This is a genomic window from Neorhizobium sp. PAMB6716, from assembly GCF_058242805.1.
Map to the genome: position 1 here is coordinate 235,541 of NZ_JBZAYW010000002.1, position 16,705 is coordinate 252,245.

Genomic DNA, 16,705 nt, shown 5'->3' on the forward strand with positions numbered 1-16,705 from the left:
TTGCGCCTAGTTTAAGCAGGTGATGATCAATCCACGCTCGGGAGATGAGCCTTGTCTGCGCTGCTCTTCGAAAACGCCGCCGGATCTTTCAGCGATCCGCAATCGCCCTTCCTGTCGCCCCGCCTTGTGTCGGAGCTTCTGGGGCTGACGCAGAGCGAACTTGCGCGCATGATCGGTGTTGCCCGCAATACTCTCTCGGCAAAGGCAGGTCAGCGCAAGGTGGATCAGGCGCTGAGCCCCGTCGTGCGCATTCTGGCCATGGTTGCCGAAATGGCCGGCGACGAGCAGCGTGCGGCAATCTGGTTCAAACATCAGCCGATCCCCGGCTGGGCCGGCAAGACGGCCTATGACCTCGTTTCAGAAGGCAAGGCTGACAAGGTTCTCCAGTATCTCGAAGCTGTCCGGTCCGGCGTTTATGCCTGACATCATTTTGTGGCGTGCCTATGTGCCGCAATGGGCCCATGCGCCGCTGTCCGGTGAGGGCGCTTCCCGCTTTGGTGGCCGCTGGAACCCGGTCGGGCAACCCACCATCTATGCCGCACGCGAACTGTCCACCGCCTGGGCCGAATATAACCAGGGTTTTGTGCAGCATCCGGCGCTGATCGCACAGCTGACGCTGTCTGGCGCCCGGCTGGCGGATCTCACCGATGCCACGCATTGCGCTGCCCTTGGGATTTCCGCCACGATCCACACCTGCGAGTGGCGGGCCGATCTGGATGCGGGGCTTTTGCCAGACACCCATGCGGCGCAGGCACGCCTGCGGGCGGTGGGCTTTCACGGGGTGATCTACCCGTCGTTCATGTCGCCCGGCGGCAGTTGTGTGGCCCTGTGGCGATGGAACTGGCCGGGCGCACCGACCCTTTCCGTCATCGATCCCGAAGGTCGTCTGCCAAAGACATCCGCTTCATGGATGTGAGGCCAAGCGCCTGCTTCGGCGCGGATGTCGGCGCTTGGGTTTGCTGGAGCAAACCCTTTAGCCGCTTGCCACGATGCGCACCGGCACGGCTTTCGAGGCCGGGGTTTTTGATTCCACGTCGTGGTGGGAGAGCGGCACGAGCACATTCAACTCGGGGTAATAACCGCCAAGACAGCCGTCCGGCAGGTCGAAGGGGGTCACCTTCAGCCCGCCGACAAAACGATCGCGGCCATCGTCTGCATAGGAAGCGAGGCCGACGATCTGTCCCTCGGTCAGCCCGTTGCGGGCCATCTCGTCCGGGTTGATCAACAGCACGTCACGCGTGCCCTCGATGCCGCGCAGGCGGTCGCTATAGCCATAGATCGTGGTGTTGAACTGGTCGTTGCTGCGCAGCGTGATCAGACGGTAGCGGCCGGCCGCATCGGCAAAACCTGCGGCGGAAAGTTCCTTGGGCACGGTAAATTCGGCTCGTCCGCTTTCGGTCTTCCAGATCCGCTCGCGGGCGCTATTGCCGCGGTAAAAGCCGCCGGGGGTAAACATGCGCCCGTTGAAATCATGGAACTCCTCCGGATAGGTTTCTTCGATGAGATCGCGCACAAGGCCGTAATTGCCCACCCACTCGTCCCACCGGACTTTCGGGTTCTGAGGCAATGTGGCCTTGGCGATACCGGCAACGATTGCCATTTCCGACAACAGCTCCTTGCTGGCTGGCTTGCGCCGGCCAATCGAGCCGTGAATGCAGGAAAACGTGTCTTCCATGGTGACCGTCTGCGGGCCGGACGCCTGCATGTCTTCCTCTGTGCGGCCAAGGCAGGGCAGGAGATAGGCCACTTCGCCATTGATGAGGTGGCTGCGGTTGAGTTTCGTGGCGATCTGAACGGTGAGACGCATTTTTTGCCATGCCTCTTCCATCACATCGGTATCGGGAATGGCCCGCACGAAATTGCCGCCAAGACCGATGAAGCTTTTGACCGTGCCTGACAGCATGCCCTCGCAGGCTTCCACCGTGTTCATGCCCTTTTCCATTGGCGGCGCAAAGCCGAACATCTTACCAAGCTTGTCCATCGGCACCAGTTCGGGCTTTTCCGAAATGCCGACGGTGCGCTGGCCCTGCACATTGGAATGACCGCGCACAGGAGAAATGCCGGTGCCATCGCGGCCGATATTGCCCTTCATCAGCAGGAGGTTGACGAACATGGCGATATTGTCAAAGCCGTGGACCTGCTGCGTCAGCCCCATGCCATAGATGCCGATGGCGCGCTCGGCCTCAACATAAACCTGGCCGGCTGCCTGCAGCGCTTGACGCGTGAGGCCGGAATTCTGTTCGATCTCGTCCCAGCCTGTGGCGCGCAGCGTCTCGAGAAAGGCGTCGAAACCGGATGTATGGCGCTCGATGAAATCAAGATCGAGAACGCTGCGGCCGTCTTTCTGCGCTTCCTCGTGGCGGGCAAGCACATGCTTGCAGAGCCCCATCAGGGCTGCGATATCGCCGCCGGCTTTCACCTGCAGATACTGGCAGGAAATCGGCGTCTCATGGCCTGTCAGCATTTCCGTCGGGCTCTGCGGATTGATCATTGCCTCCAGCCCCCGCTCACGCACGGGATTGAAGGTGACGATGCGACAGCCGCGCTTCACCGCCTCCTGAAGCGGATGCAGGAAACGCGGGCTGTTGGAACCGGTATTCTGGCCAAAGAAAAAGATCGCATCACAGGTGGAAAAGTCCTCGTAGACGGAGGTACCCACAGGCGAGCCGATCACCTTTTTGAGGCCGACCGAGGTCGTCTCGTGGCACATGTTGGAACTGTCGGGCAGGTTGTTCGTGCCATAGAGACGCGCAAACAGGGCGTAGAGATAAGAGGTTTCGAGGCTTGCGCGACCGGATGCGTAAAAGATCACGGATTTGGGATCGAGCGCCTTCAGCTCCCTGCCGATGGCCGAGAAGGCTTCTTCCCAGGAGCAGGGCACGTAGCGGTCGCGCGTCCGGTCGTAGCGCAGGGGATGGGTCAGGCGCCCTTCATGCTCAAGATCGTGGTCGCTCCATTCTTTCAGCTCGCTCACCGTGTGTTTTTCAAAAAACGCCGGCGTGCAGCGGCGCGTTGTCAGCTCCCAGATCGTTGCCTTGGCGCCGTTTTCACAAAATTCCAGCGGGTTGTGGTTGGCGGGTTTCGTCCAGGCGCAGGAGACACACATGAAGCCGCCCGGCTTGTTCTGGTGGGCGAGCGTATCGAGGACAGCAGGCGTTGGCCACTCATTGCCGAAAACGCGGGTAATGCCGCGCAAGGAACCCCATCCGCCGGCCGGGCCCTCATATTGCACGGTGTTCTGGTCGGACATGGCGCTTCTCCCTGGGCTGCTGCTGCTTCGAACGGGTCTTTCGACCCATCGGCAACTCGGGGGAGAGCGCAATGTTCCCTGAAAGATGGACGCGCGCGGTCTGCGCGACCGAATGCCGCGTTCCTTCAGGCGCTCTGGCTGACCGGCAGGGGAACGACGGTCGAGGCCGCGCCGCTTTCGGCAACCGTGCTGGTGCCGGAGCGCACCACCACGGCATTGGAGGCAAGCGGCAGGCCCGCCTCTCGGCAGGCGGCGAGCAGGCGTTTCATGCCCTCGCGTTTGATGAGGCTTGGTTTGCCGGGGCGTGCGGTAAACTTGAAGCGGATCACCATGGAGGTTTCGTTGACGCTCTGGATGCCCTGCATCTTCAACGGCACGAGGAAATCACCCCCGAATTCAGGATGTTCCAGAAGCCCGATGCCAACCTTCTTGGCGGTTTTGCGGATGCTTTCCAGATCCGCGTCGCGGTCGAAGCGCAGTTCGAACTTCGTCGTGCCCCAGTCGCGGCTGTAATTGGTGACGGAGGCAATCTGCCCGAAGGGAATGGTGTGGATGGGGCCATTGTGGTGGCGAAGACGAACGGAACGCAGCGAGATCTGCTCCACAGTTCCCATCAACTTGCCGCAGTCGATATATTCGCCAATGCGGAAGGCATCTTCGGCAAGGAAAAAAATGCCGGACACGACATCCTTCACCAGCGTCTGCGAACCGAAGGAAAGGGCAAGGCCCAGCACGCCGAAGCCAGCCAGAAGCGGTGCCACATCGATGCCGGCAGACGAAATCACCACCAGTGCCGCAATGGCCATGACGGCACCGAGGATGAGGTTGCGCACGATGGGGAGAACAGTGGTCAGGCGGCTCGTCGTCTTGTCATGCGCCTCGTCTTCCGTGCCGGGCAGGATGACGGCGGTGGCTGGCGCAATCGCCTCGAAGTATTTCATGAGGAAACTGCAGAGGCTCCAGCTGACGATGAGCGAAAAGCTGAGTTTTTCAAGCCAGAGCAGCCAGGAGGTGATGAGCGTGGTGGCGCCCATCATCAGCGGTTCCCACAGTTCCACGATGAGATGCAGGCCAATCAGCCAGACAGCGCCGGCAAGCGGCGTGCGCAGGCTCCAGAGCAGAACCGAGGGAAGGCCCGGCCCGGATTTTGCCTCGCGCCGGCGCGCTCTTGCACTGACGAGCGAAACGATGGCGAGATCCAGAATGGGGATCATGATGATGAGGAATTGCGTTGTGCCTGCCGCACGTGCCCAGACGGCATTGTGCGAGGTGCCCGACACCAGAAGGCCGGCAACCCAGATGAGGATGGCCGAGACGATGTAGAAATCCGCAAGTCCTGTTCCAACCGCACGGCGGAACGGGCTTGCGTCGCGCCCGGCAAACACGTCTGCAATGTCGCGGCGGCCGGCGATGAACCACCAGAGTTTGACCACCGTCAGCACGGAACTGGTCAGAAACAGCCAGCTGTCTGCCGCCTCCGGCGCCAGCATGCGCACATCGGCGAGCCTCACGGAATTGCCGATGAAGGCATTCAGCGTGCCGTAGAGCGTCATCATGGCAAAGTGCCAGTTTGGCCGGTTGATGTTGATGAGCGGCGAGCGCCCGGCAAGGGACGGCCTGAAGGCAAAGCGCGCCACGGCCATGTAGATCAGCATGCCGGCAAACGTCGCGACAATGGCAAGCGCCACCTGATGGGAAAACAGCCCGCGCGCCATCGATTGTTGCAGGATGGCATGGGAGATCGATAGGAAGAGCAGGATGCCGATACCATCGATGACAAGCCGCACAGTGGCCCGCCAAAAGGGGTGCGCGGGGACATGCGCCAGAACAAGCGGCCCGGCACCGAGGCTGACGAGGGCTGCCGCAGCAAGTCCGCAAAGGCCGGCAAACAGCGCGTAAAACAGCGCCTCGCGCGGCCCGTAGCGGTCTGCCTCAAGTGTGGACCAGCTGGAGCGAAAGGCGGCGGGCAGGCCAACGACACCGGCCGCCGACATCTGCGTGCCCTTGGCAAGGGCAGCCCACACATCCGAGACCACCCACATTTCCGTCATGGCCACCGTCGGGGCCGGCCGGCTGCCGTCTTCAGCCACTGGCGCGGAAGCCGCTGTTATTGGCGGGGCCGGGATCGGGGACTGGGCTGGGGGCGGGTTGGCCGGCGTGGATGTGGCCGTTGATGAGGCAATACCTGCCGTTGGCGCAGACGATGACGGTTGCGTAACCGCTGCGGGTGCCACCGTCCTCGCGTCTGGCGCATCGGCGGCAGGATTGGCTGGGGAGGGGGCTGCAATCCTGATTTCGACCGGCCGGCCATCGGCGCCGGCAGCCTTCATCACCGCATCGATATCGGCCTGGCTCTGGCCGGGATTGACCGTAATGGTCACCGGCTCTGCGGCATGGACGGTCCCGCCCGTCAAAAGGCTGATCAGGGAAAATACGGCGGCAGCAAACGTGCGGCACGCGGTCGGCAGGCAACGCGGTTGCGTCATGCGATGTGTTCCAGGGGCGCTTGGCCCGGCTTTCCCTATGGTGGTCGCGTCCGGCGCCTGAGGGCTTCTGGCCGCGACCGGTCCGGATGATGCCGACAAAGCGTTCGCTTGGCAACGGTGTTGCGTATACGCTGCCGGATCTGAATGGCGCCGGGTTTACCGTAGGCCATTTCGTTTAAGCTATGCGGCCATGGGTGCCTCATTCAGCATGGCGTAATACCGCTCTTCAGCTTCGGCTGGCGGTATATTGCGATTGCGGAACGACCCTGGCGTTTTTGGCCGACGCTTGCGATGCGTCCGGGACGTGAAAAATCCAAGATTGGCGACGCCGCGTTTGCGGGCGCCGCGAGAGCGTCCTCTCTGCGCAAGGCATGATGAGACGCCGGACGGAAGGCCGACATTGAATGGACAAGAAAAGTATCGTAGTGCGGTGAACGATCTACAACCTTTTCTGTGCGCTGGAATTCCATGGCCAAGGCCTTTGTCACGTCCGTCGACGTCGCTCAAAGAGCGGGCGTTTCGCGCTCTGCCGTCTCCCGGACCTTTACGGAAGGCGCCAGCGTCTCGCCCGATGTGCGCCGAAAAGTCCTGCAAGCTGCCCAGGAACTGGGATACCGCGTCAACAGGCTTGCCCAGGGGCTCAACAATTCCTCCTCCAATCTGGTGGGCGTCGTCGGGGCAAACCTGTCTTTGCCCTTCATGGCAAAACAGCTGGACATGCTCAGCATCGGGTTGCTGCGGCGCGGCCAGCAATGCCTGCTGTTGAATGCTGCGGATGCGCGCAGCGATATTGCGCCTCTGATCGAACTGATTTTCGAGTTTCGGGCACGTGCCATTGTCGTTCTCTCCGGCGAACCACCGATGTCGATCGTCGACGAATGCCTTGCCAACGGCGTCAAGCTCATCGTCATCAACCGGCAGCTTGCAAGGTCCGATACCGATATCATCCTCAGCGATGATATTGCCGGAGCAACGCTTGCCGCCGAGCGCCTGAAGACAGCGGGATGTCAAAAGGTCGCCGTCGTCACAAGTGGATCCGAGACGCCGACCCAGTTGCGCCGGTGCGAGGCATTTTCCAACGTCATGACCGCCGCCGGCACGGATATCGTCGTCTGGCGCGATGGCCCGACGACCTATGAGACCGGCCTGAAGGCGGCTCGCGAGCTGCTCTCCGACCGACAGATCGACGGTGCATTCTGCGTCACCGATATCATGGCGCTCGGATTTCTCGATGGTGCCCGCAATGACATGGGACGCCTCGTGCCCGAAGACCTCTCCGTCATCGGCTTTGACGATATTCCACAGGCTTCCTGGAGAAGCTACGAACTTACGACGATTGCGCAATCGTTCGAAGTTCTCACAGAGGCCGTGCTGGCAGCGCTCGATCATGAGCTTGGTCAGTCCGTCATCACCAATGTCCCCGTGACGCTGATCGAGCGCAACACCGTCCGGCGCTGACGATACCCACGTCTTGACCAGAGTTTTTCAAACCAGTGCCAGATACGCGCTTGCACCGAATGAACACGTGTGCAATATTGCACACGTGTTCAAGGGAGAAGAATACGCATGCCCTCAGCAATGACCTATGCAAACGATCTGGATGGCCGCGCGCAGCTGTGCCGGGATGTCATTCTTTCTGCCGGAGCCCTGGTCCTTGAAGGCTTTCAAAATGGCAAGGCGGCTGACTTCTCGATGAAGGGGCCGCAGGATTATCTGACGGAAACCGACGCGGCGTCCGAAGCGCATATCCGGGAGCGTATTGCGGCAGCCTTCCCGGATGACAGCTTTTTTGGCGAGGAGGGTGGCGGAGACATCCGCGAGCGGGTCTGGGTTGTTGATCCGATTGACGGCACCGCCAATTTTGCCCGCGGCATCCCGCATTTCTGCATTTCCATCGGTTATGTGGAAGGCAATGTTGCAAAGCTTGCGGCGATCTACAATCCGGCGCTGGACGAGCTGTATTTTTCCCGTGCCGGCGAAGGGGCAACCCGCAACGGCCAGCCGATCTCGGCGGCCCGTACCGACCGTTTTGACATCGCATCGGTCGAACTGGGCTGGTCGACCCGCATCCCCAACACGCGATATCTTGATGCCATGACACGGCTTCTGGACAAGGGCGCCAATGTGCGGCGGGCGGGTTCCGGCGCCATGGCGCTGGCCTATGTCGCGGACGGCCGCTCGGATGCTTATGTCGAGCTGCACATGAATTCCTGGGATTGCGTGCCGGGCCTGCTGCTGGTGGTGGAAGCGGGCGGCCGGGTTTGTCCGTTCTTCGAAATCGGGTCCTTGCAGACTGGCGGTGCAGTTCTTGCCAGCGCGCCGGCGATCGCCGATGGCGTCAGCGACGCGGTCGGCATCGTGCTGGCTGAACCGCAAGGCAGGCGCGAGAGGAACCACGCAGCCTGAAGGGGAGGGGATCGCGACTGACACGCGATCTGCGGAATAAACGGCTTGGAGCGCCGTCTGGGAGGAGAAACAGAGTGACCCTATTTTCAGAAACAGCGAGCCGCGATGGCCAGCGCTGGATGCGCCGTGTGGCGCATTTCGTCTCGGCGCCGGAGCGGCTGATAGCGCTTGGCCTTGCCATCTTGCTGGGGCTCCTCGTCATCGTGCCGCTGTTTCAGCTGGTGCGGGAAACGATCACCGTCCAGCCGTATGATTCCCCCTATCTGCCCGGGCGCCAGCCGGGAGAGCTGACGCTGTTCCACTATGAGCGCGTCTTTGGCAGCCGGCTTTCCTGGGCACTGTTCTACAAGCCGTTCATGAACTCGCTGGTGACTGCATTTGGGGCAACGATCATCTGCCTGGCGCTGGGCGCGCTGCTTGCCTGGATCGTCGTGCGCACCAACGTGCCCTATCGCGAGTTCGTCAACACGGCGGTGGTGATGCCCTATATGTTGCCATCCTGGGTGATGGCGCTGGCCTGGGTGACCTTTTTCAAGAATGACCGGGTGGGCGGAGCGTCCGGCGTTTTTGCCTATCTCTTTGGCGTCCAGCCGCCCGATTGGATCGCCTTTGGCGGCATACCCATCATCATCTGCCTGTCGCTGCATTATTACGTCTACGGCTTCCTGATCATTTCCGGATCGCTTGCCACGGTCGACAGCCAGCTCGAAGAGGCAGGCGCCATCGCCGGCATGTCGCGGCTGCGCCAGTTCGTCTCGATCACCGCGCCGCTTGTTCTTCCAGCCGTCGGCTCGGCTGTTGTCATGACCTTCATCCGCGTGATCGGGTCGTTTGGAACGCCCGCCGTGCTCGGCATGCCCATCCGTTATTTCGTGCTGCCGACCCAGATCTATGCCGCCATCGGGTCACGCAATGTGGGCGATGGTTATCTGCTGGCGCTGGTGCTGGTGTTGATGGCTGTTCTGTTCATCTGGATCAACCAGCGCATGATCGGTGTGCGCAAGAGCTTCGTCACCATGTCCGGCAAGGGATTTCGCCGGCGCGAAATCGATCTCGGCCGCGCCAAATGGCTGGTGTTCGCCTTCGTCGTTGTGCTGATGTGCGTGACCGTGGTTCTGCCGCTGGGATTGCTCGTGCTGCAGTCGCTGTCACGTACCGCCGGCAACTATGACCTTTCCAATCTGACCCTGCATTACTGGATTGGCGCGCGCGGTGGCGTCAATGCGATCTATGCCGGCGTTTTCCAGAACCCGCAGATCCTGCACGCGGCCTGGAACAGCCTCAGGCTGGCCTTCTTCACCGCCATTGCCACCGGCATTCTCGGTTTTCTCATCGGTTACGTGGTGGTGAAGACACGCGGAAGCCTGTCCTCGCGGGCGCTGGAGCTGGCAGCCTTCCTGCCTTACATCTTTCCGGCCGTGGCGTTTGGCGCCATCTATATCGGCATGTTTTCGCGACCGGTGGGGCCCATCCCGGCACTTTACGGGACATTTGCCCTGCTGGTTCTGATCGCGGCGGTGAAGAACCTGCCCTACACATCGCGCACGGGCATTGCCGCGATGCTGCAGATCGACAAGTCCCTCGAAGAATCGGCCCGTGTGCAAGGTATCGGCTGGGTCAGCCGTGTGCGCCACATCGTTGCACCTCTTGCCGCCTCGGGACTGGTATCGGGCATGCTACTGAGCTTCATCGGCACGATGCGCGAGCTTTCGCTGATCATCCTGCTGGTCACGCCGTCGACGGCTGTGCTGGCAAGCGTGATCTACACCTATCAGACGGATGATGTTCCCCAGCTGATCGGAGCGGCAACCTTGCTGCTCGTTGCACTGGTCGTGGGCTGCAACATCCTGTTCCGGCTGGTTTTCCGCAATACGAAGATGGGGTTTGCTTGAGGAGGCGACCTTGCAACAGGGAGGAAGAGATCACATGGGAATGCTCACGAAACGGGTGGCTATCGCCACATTCGCATGCCTCATCGGCACGGCGGCCTGCGCACAGGATGCCGCATTTGATGCCTGGCTGAAGACGGCAGAACTTGGCGCCAACCAGCCCAAGGACGAGAACTGGGAGGAGATCGTCAAGAAGGCCAAGGCCGAAGGCGAGGTGACCGTCTATTCCTCTTCCTCGACCGTCAATGCGCTGGCCGAGGACTTCATGAAGCTTTACCCGGAGATCAAGGTCAACGCTTATGATCTCGGCTCGGAAAAGACGATCGAGAAGGTGGTGCGCGAACAGCAGGCGGGTATTTTTGCCGTGGATGTGGTCAACACCGCCGGCACCGCCCAGATGTTCTACGATCTCCTGCCCAATCACCGCATCGTCAATTATGTGCCGCGTTACCTGGAAGCGAAGATCCCGGTCGAGCTTCGCGAACCGTTGCTGACGCAGGTGATTGAAGCGACCGTGCTCATGTACAATTCCGACACCTACAAGGATGCGCCGCCGGTCACCAATGTCTGGCAGCTGACCGAACCGGCATGGAACAAGCGCTTTGCCATGAAAAGCCCTCTCGGCTCGCTGACATCGCTTGCGCTTTTGACGTCCATCGTCGAACACGCCGATGATTTTGCCAAATCCTACGAAAAATATGCCGGAAAGCCGCTCGTCCTGTCCGACGGCATGGAAAATGCCGGTTATGAATTCCTGCACCGGCTCTTGAAGAACGATCTCGTCATCTACGATTCCGGCTCCAAGCTCGCGACGGCCTCCGGTCTCAAAGGGCAGGCAAAGCCGCCGATCACCTTCTCCAGCATGCATTACATCAACAAGAACGGCAGCGACGATTATGCCAATGCCGTGCTCTACGACATCGATCCGGCCGGGGTGTTTGCCTATTCGACCTATGTGGCGATTGCCGGTCAGTCGACGCATCCCAATGCAGCCAAGCTGTTCATCGCCTTTCAGATGGGGTCGAAGGATCTGACCCCCGACACCAAGCTTGAAAAGCCTTACCGCGATGGCGAAAGCCTGAAGAAGCTGCAGGGCATGGCCGCCTATTTCAAGGTCGGCACGTTTTCGCCACGCACGGATGTGCCGTTGCCGAAGGGCGGCGAAAACTGGCCGAAGGTGCGAAAGATGTTTGGTTCTGCCGAATACCAGCGCGACCATGTGGCTGAAGTCAACGATTTCTGGGTGGTCGAGACCAGCAACTGAGGAAAACCAGAGCGCCGGGTTGCGGTGAAGCAACCCGGAAAGCTTGGGGGGAGGAAACCCGATGAACGAAGTGTCCTTGAAAGGCATCACCAAATATTACGGCGCGCATCTTGCCATTCCGCCGCTTGATCTGGAAATCCCGAAGGGGAAATTCGTCACGTTGCTCGGGCCATCCGGTTGCGGCAAGACGACGACGCTGCGCATCATTGCGGGGCTCGAACAGCCCTCCGGCGGCGAACTGACGCTTGCGGGAAAAACGGTTTATTCCGGACGCGACGGCAGCTTTGTGCCGCCGGAAAAGCGCGGTCTCGGCTTCATCTTCCAGAGTTATGCGCTTTGGCCGAACATGAAGGTCGACAAGAACATCACGCTGGCGCTGCATCAGGCAAAACGTCCGAAGGACGAGATTGACGCACGGCTGGCCGAGGCGCTGAAGAAGGTGCAGCTGGAACAGTATGGCTCGCGTTTCCCATCGGAACTGTCCGGCGGCCAGCAACAGCGTGTGGCCGTTGCGAGATTGATCGCAGCGCGCAATTCCATCCTGCTGATGGACGAGCCGCTGTCCAACCTCGATGCGGTTTTAAGAACTGAAATGCGAACCGAACTGAAGCGCCTGTCGCGGGATCTTGGCGCCACCACTGTTTATGTGACGCATGACCAAGTCGAAGCACTGACAATGTCCGATATCATCGTGGTGATGAAGGACGGCGTCATCCAGCAGATCGGCAGCCCTTACGAAATCTACCATGAGCCTGCCAATCTGTTTGTGGCCGAGTTTATCGGCGACCCCCGCATCAATGTCTTTGACGGCATGCTCGAACAGAGAAATGGCAGAAGCGTGCTGAAGCTTCATGGCGTCGAGGTCGTTCTTGAGCAAACAATTGCCCGCGAAGCGGGTCCGGTGACTTGCGCCATCCGGCCGGAGCATTTCAACCTTCATGAAACGTCCCTGGACAACCGGCTGGCCGCAGAGGTTGACGTCGTCCAGCCGACCGGTTCGCAGACGATCCTCTCGCTGTCTGCCAATGGCACGCCGATCACGGCTCTCATTCCACGCTTTGTCGAAAGCTGGCCGAGCGCCAAGGTGTGGCTGGAATTTGTGGCGCGCAACATGATGGTGTTTGATCCGAAGACGGGCAAGATCATCACCTCGACGGCCGCCACACGAGCACGCTCGAACGCGGCCTGACGCAAAGACAGACAACGTATCTCTTGCAGACTAAAAGGCTCTCACCACCGTGCTTTGGAAGGTCGGTGCCTTTGGAAGGAATGAACAGAATGGAAGCCCCGGTATATTCGCGACCGGCCATCAGCCTGATCACGGAAGGGCTCGCCCCCCATAATTCCGCGCTCTATATCGGCGGCCTTGAGGGCGCGCGGGATCTGGATCTCTTGAAGAAACACGGCATTACCATTGTCGTGAACTGCGCCATCAACCTCGATATCAATTTCGTGCGCAATCCGAGCCTTGCCGAGGACGGCACGCTCTGTGCCAGCGGTTATTCGGACATACGCTATTACAAGCTTGGCATGATCGACGGTGGTGGCAGTCCCGATACGATGATGCTGGGGGGCTACTATATCCTGCAGGGCGCCTTGAACCAGACATTGCCTCGGCGCGAAACCTATCCGTTCAAGGACGGTGGCAATGTTCTGGTCAACTGCCGCAGCGGGCGCAGCCGCTCGGTTTCGCTGGTTGGCCTGTTTCTGCACAAGCAGCAGCCGCATCTGTTTCCAACGCTGGATTCGGCCATCGCCCATATCCGTGACAAGCGTGAACTGCGCCAGGACGAGTGGTTCGAAACGCCAAAGCCCATGCTCTATGACGCCGCAAGGCGTGCATCGGACTGGATTGACCTCGTTGAGGCCAGGAAGGCGGCCGATGCAGCCCTCTGATCTGCCGGCTGTCGCCGTCATTGCCGATGCGCATTACCATGACCTCGAGGGCGACTATGGCTTTGAGGGCGTGGATGTTGACGGAAAGCGGCTCGCCGTGCGCAGCTGGGCGGAAACCCGCGCCTCGACGCATGTTTTCAATGAGAGCTTTCAGGCCTTTCCCGCTGCCCTGGACGAGATTGCCAGCCGTGGTATTCGCCATGTCGTGCTTCTTGGCGATTATACCGATGACGGCCAAAGGCAGACGACGCAAGCCGTTCGGCGCCTGCTGGAAGAGTATCGCCAAAAACATCGGCTGTCTTTTTATGCGATCCCCGGCAATCACGATGTGTTCGGGCCGCATGGTCGCCATCAGACCAAGGGATTTCTGAGCGGCGCGGGACCGTCCATCACCGTCACCAGCGATCCGCAGGTGGCTGAAGAAAATCTGCCGCAATCCCGGCAGAGCGAACGGATGTACTGTGAAGGCTATCCGGCGGGATTGTTGCCGATGGCGTCCTTCGGCCTGTTTGCGCAGCCCGAATACCTGCATTGGGAAAGCCCGTTTGGTCGCTCCGACAGAATTGAAGAGCGCCAATATCGGGTCTCCTCGAAGGACGGCCGTTCCACCTTCAGCCTGATGGATGCTTCCTATCTCGTGGAGCCCGAAGAGGGGCTATGGCTACTGATGATAGACGCCAATATCTTCGAGCCCCGCAACGGCCACAGCGATCCGTTTTGCGAAGAGACCTTCATCGACAGCACGGCTGCCGGATGGAACGCGCTTTTGCGTCTCAAACCCTTCCTGATCGACTGGATCCGCGATGTTCATGCGCGGGCAAAGAGGCTCGGCAAGACGATCTTGTCCTTTTCGCACTATCCGGTCATCGATCCCTTCGACGATACAACCGGATTGGAAACGACGCTGTTCGGCCGCACCAATGTGGCCCGCCGAACGCCCTTGAAGGCGGTTGCCGACACGCTTGTGGCAACCGGCATGACGGCCCATTTCAGCGGCCATCTGCATGTCGAGGGAACGACCCGGCGAAATGTTGAAGGACGCGAACTGGTCAATATTGCCGTTCCCTCGCTTGTGGCATTCCCGCCGGCCTTCAAGATCGTGAGGCCCGGAAAAACTATGCCCGATGTGGAAACTGTCGGGATTTCTATGCTTTCGCTCGATCCGCGGCTCCTGGCGCTTTACCGGCAGGAAAGCGATTTCAGAGGTGAGGCGCCTGATGCAGCGTTCGAGGCGCAATCTTATGGCGACTTCCTCTTTGACCATACGCGGGCACTGGTCACGCACCGGTATTTTCCAAGGGAATGGCCGCCGGAATGGGTCGAGCAGATGGCGACGGCAAACCTTGCAGAGATCAGCCTGCTTTTGCCGACGCAGGAGACGCTGCAGGCCGCAGACGGCGGATCGGGCGTTCTTATGCTGGAACGTCTACGGTTGGAGGTCACGCCCGAGGCGCTGGCCGCGACCTCGATGATGGATCTGGTGACGGACTGGTATTGCCTGCGTCAGGCCGGTGCGCTGGCATTGCCCTTCATTTCCGCCGAGCGTCTGGCGATCTACCGGCATCTGATCAACAGGCTTCCAGCCGACCGCCCCTCCTTACCGCCACACTCCACAGGGGCGTTCCTGCACGCATTCCTGCAGGGTCTACGCCATTGGATGGAAAGGGCAGGCGCGATGACGGATAACCGGACGTCGCCACCGCATTGACGGGCGTTAGGTAGGACACAGGGAGGTGCCCTGCGCACCAGACTTATGCCGCAGGTCCTGTCAGGAATGGCAGTGCGCGGGACAAAACGGGGATGGAAACAAGGCCGATGGCATCGACAATCGTCATGATCAACCTGTTCGGCGCGGTGGCCTTGCTGCTGTTTGGCCTTGCACAGGTGAAAAGTGGCGTGACGCAGGCTTTTGGTGCGCGGTTGCGCAGCGGCCTTGCCAGCGGCACGCGCAGCAGCTTGCGCTCGTTTTCGTCCGGCTTTGTGGCCACGGTGGCGCTGCAGAGTTCGACCGCGACGGCGCTCATGGTGGCCTCGTTTGTCGAGCGCGAGCTTGTCCAGCCCCGCATGGCACAACTCGTTCTTCTCGGGGCCAATGTCGGGACGGCCGTGACAGCCTGGATTGTGGCTGCAGGCGTCGAGTGGCTTTCGCCGCTCATCATCCTCATCGGCCTCATGCTCTACCGCAGCAGCGCGACCGCGCGAAAAGGCGGCGGAACGGCGCTGATCGGCATTGGCCTGATGCTTCTGTCGCTGCACCTGCTCAGCATTGCCACCGAACCGATGCGGGCCTCCCCGGCACTGGCCGCCTTCATCGGCCTTCTGGACAATGCCTGGCCGGTGGCCATGTTCTTTTCAGCTGCCATCGCCTTTCTGTCGTCTTCCAGCCTTGCCGCCATCGTGCTGATCCTTTCCCTGGCATCGGCCGGCATCCTTCAGCCCGGCCTGATTGTCGCGCTTGTTCTCGGTGCCAATCTCGGCGGTGCAATCCCGCCCGTCATCGCCTCGATGCGCGGTTCTGCGGCGGCAAAACGGGTCACGCTTGGAAATCTCATCGTGCGGACTGTCGGATGCCTGGCGGTCCTGCCGCTGGCGGGTGTTGGCGCAGACCTGCTGGCAGGTCTGGCGTCTGGCACCGAGAAGCTGCCGGTCGATGCGCATCTTGCCTTCAACATCGTGCTTGCTGTGGTCGCCTGGCCGTTTTCGAAGCTGCTGTCGCGTCTGATGTGCCACCTCGTTCCGGATGACGCACAGGAACACAGCGGCCCCAATTATCTCGATTTGCAGGAACTGTCTGCGCCGACCGTTGCCCTGGCCAGTGCCACGCGGGAGGTTTTAGGCATCGGTGACCTGATCGAGCGTATGCTGATGCGTGTGTCCGATTCCTTCGAGCGGGACAATCTTGCAAAGCTCATGGATATTCCCCCGCTGGAAGCGCGCGTCGACAGGCTGCAGCAGGAGGTGAAAGTCTATCTGTCCAGACTGGGCCGCATGGGCCTCAGCCCGCAAGACAGCCGTCGTTCCATCGATATCATCGATTATGCGATCAACCTCGAGCATATCGGCGATATCATCGAAAAGGGTCTGTTAGCCCAAGTCACCAAGAAGGCGACGCTCGGGCTCAAATTCTCCGAGGACGGTCATCGCGAACTGCGCACGCTGTTTGAACTGACGCTCGACAACTTGCGCATTGCCCAGACCATTTTCGTCACGCGTGACTTCCGTCTTGCCCGCCAGATGATGGAGGTGAAGGTTGAGGTCCGCCGCATGGAAAAGGCCTCCTCCGAACGCCATATCGAGCGGCTGCGGGACGGACGGACAGACAGCCTGCAGACCAGTTCGCTGCATCTCGACATCCTGCGGGACCTCAAGCGGATCAACGCCCATATCGTCTCCGTCGCCCACCCCATTCTCGATGACAGCGGCCTGCTGATCGAAAGCCGGCTGCGCTCGGTGGCAGAATCATAACCGCGCCCGGACCGATTGAAGTCACCGATCTTTGATCTCTTGACTGCCG

At 60.6% G+C, this 16,705-nt stretch carries 12 protein-coding genes; 10 read left to right on the forward strand and 2 right to left on the reverse strand.

The features are described from left to right. Positions 1–51: 51 nt before the first annotated feature. On the forward strand, positions 52–423 hold the full coding sequence (locus tag AC4CWH_RS19685) for an antitoxin Xre/MbcA/ParS toxin-binding domain-containing protein (protein WP_491287315.1): 372 nt from the start codon (positions 52–54) through the stop codon (positions 421–423). Continuing rightward, positions 389–916 carry an RES family NAD+ phosphorylase gene (locus tag AC4CWH_RS19690; RefSeq protein WP_491322294.1) on the forward strand — a complete coding sequence of 176 codons (528 nt, stop codon included), beginning with the start codon at positions 389–391 and terminating at the stop codon, positions 914–916. Before AC4CWH_RS19685 ends, AC4CWH_RS19690 begins: the two co-directional genes overlap by 35 nt. 57 nt (positions 917–973) lie before the next feature. Here AC4CWH_RS19690 and AC4CWH_RS19695 read toward each other — a convergent pair whose 3' ends face one another. Together AC4CWH_RS19695 and AC4CWH_RS19700 are read right to left on the reverse strand one after the other, a co-directional pair. Continuing rightward, a complete protein-coding gene (locus tag AC4CWH_RS19695; protein ID WP_491322009.1) occupies positions 974–3,250 on the reverse strand; it encodes an FdhF/YdeP family oxidoreductase in 2,277 nt (758 codons plus the stop codon). Between the two features lie 125 nt (positions 3,251–3,375). Further along, positions 3,376–5,736 (reverse strand): mechanosensitive ion channel family protein, encoded by a 2,361-nt coding sequence (locus AC4CWH_RS19700; protein ID WP_491322010.1) that lies wholly within the window; start codon positions 5,734–5,736, stop codon positions 3,376–3,378. 468 nt (positions 5,737–6,204) lie between these two features. Here AC4CWH_RS19700 and AC4CWH_RS19705 point away from each other — a divergent pair, with 468 nt between their 5' ends. The 8 genes from AC4CWH_RS19705 (at position 6,205) to AC4CWH_RS19740 (ending at position 16,656) form a co-directional block, all read left to right on the forward strand. Beyond that, positions 6,205–7,194 (forward strand): LacI family DNA-binding transcriptional regulator, encoded by a 990-nt coding sequence (locus tag AC4CWH_RS19705; RefSeq protein WP_491322011.1) that lies wholly within the window; start codon positions 6,205–6,207, stop codon positions 7,192–7,194. Positions 7,195–7,302: 108 nt separating this feature from the next. Continuing rightward, positions 7,303–8,142, forward strand: a complete 840-nt coding sequence (locus AC4CWH_RS19710) for an inositol monophosphatase family protein (protein WP_491322012.1) — start codon at positions 7,303–7,305, stop codon at positions 8,140–8,142. A 74-nt stretch (positions 8,143–8,216) separates the two neighbouring features. Further along, positions 8,217–10,034: an ABC transporter permease gene (locus tag AC4CWH_RS19715; protein WP_491322013.1), complete on the forward strand. Its 1,818-nt coding sequence runs from the start codon at positions 8,217–8,219 to the stop codon at positions 10,032–10,034. 34 nt (positions 10,035–10,068) lie between these two features. Further along, the gene (locus AC4CWH_RS19720; RefSeq protein ID WP_491322014.1) at positions 10,069–11,295 is read left to right on the forward strand and encodes an ABC transporter substrate-binding protein; all 1,227 of its coding nucleotides are present in this window, start codon (positions 10,069–10,071) and stop codon (positions 11,293–11,295) included. Positions 11,296–11,356: 61 nt separating this feature from the next. After that, entirely contained in the window at positions 11,357–12,484 is a 1,128-nt protein-coding gene (locus tag AC4CWH_RS19725) for an ABC transporter ATP-binding protein (RefSeq protein ID WP_491322015.1), read from the forward strand. 89 nt (positions 12,485–12,573) lie between these two features. Next, the gene (locus tag AC4CWH_RS19730) at positions 12,574–13,191 is read left to right on the forward strand and encodes a dual specificity protein phosphatase family protein (RefSeq protein ID WP_491322016.1); all 618 of its coding nucleotides are present in this window, start codon (positions 12,574–12,576) and stop codon (positions 13,189–13,191) included. Further along, entirely contained in the window at positions 13,178–14,899 is a 1,722-nt protein-coding gene (locus AC4CWH_RS19735) for a metallophosphoesterase family protein (RefSeq protein ID WP_491322017.1), read from the forward strand. The genes AC4CWH_RS19730 and AC4CWH_RS19735 overlap by 14 nt, the downstream gene beginning before the upstream one ends. Positions 14,900–15,006: 107 nt before the next feature. Beyond that, positions 15,007–16,656 (forward strand): Na/Pi cotransporter family protein, encoded by a 1,650-nt coding sequence (locus AC4CWH_RS19740; protein WP_491322018.1) that lies wholly within the window; start codon positions 15,007–15,009, stop codon positions 16,654–16,656. The last annotated feature ends 49 nt before the right edge of the window (positions 16,657–16,705 follow it).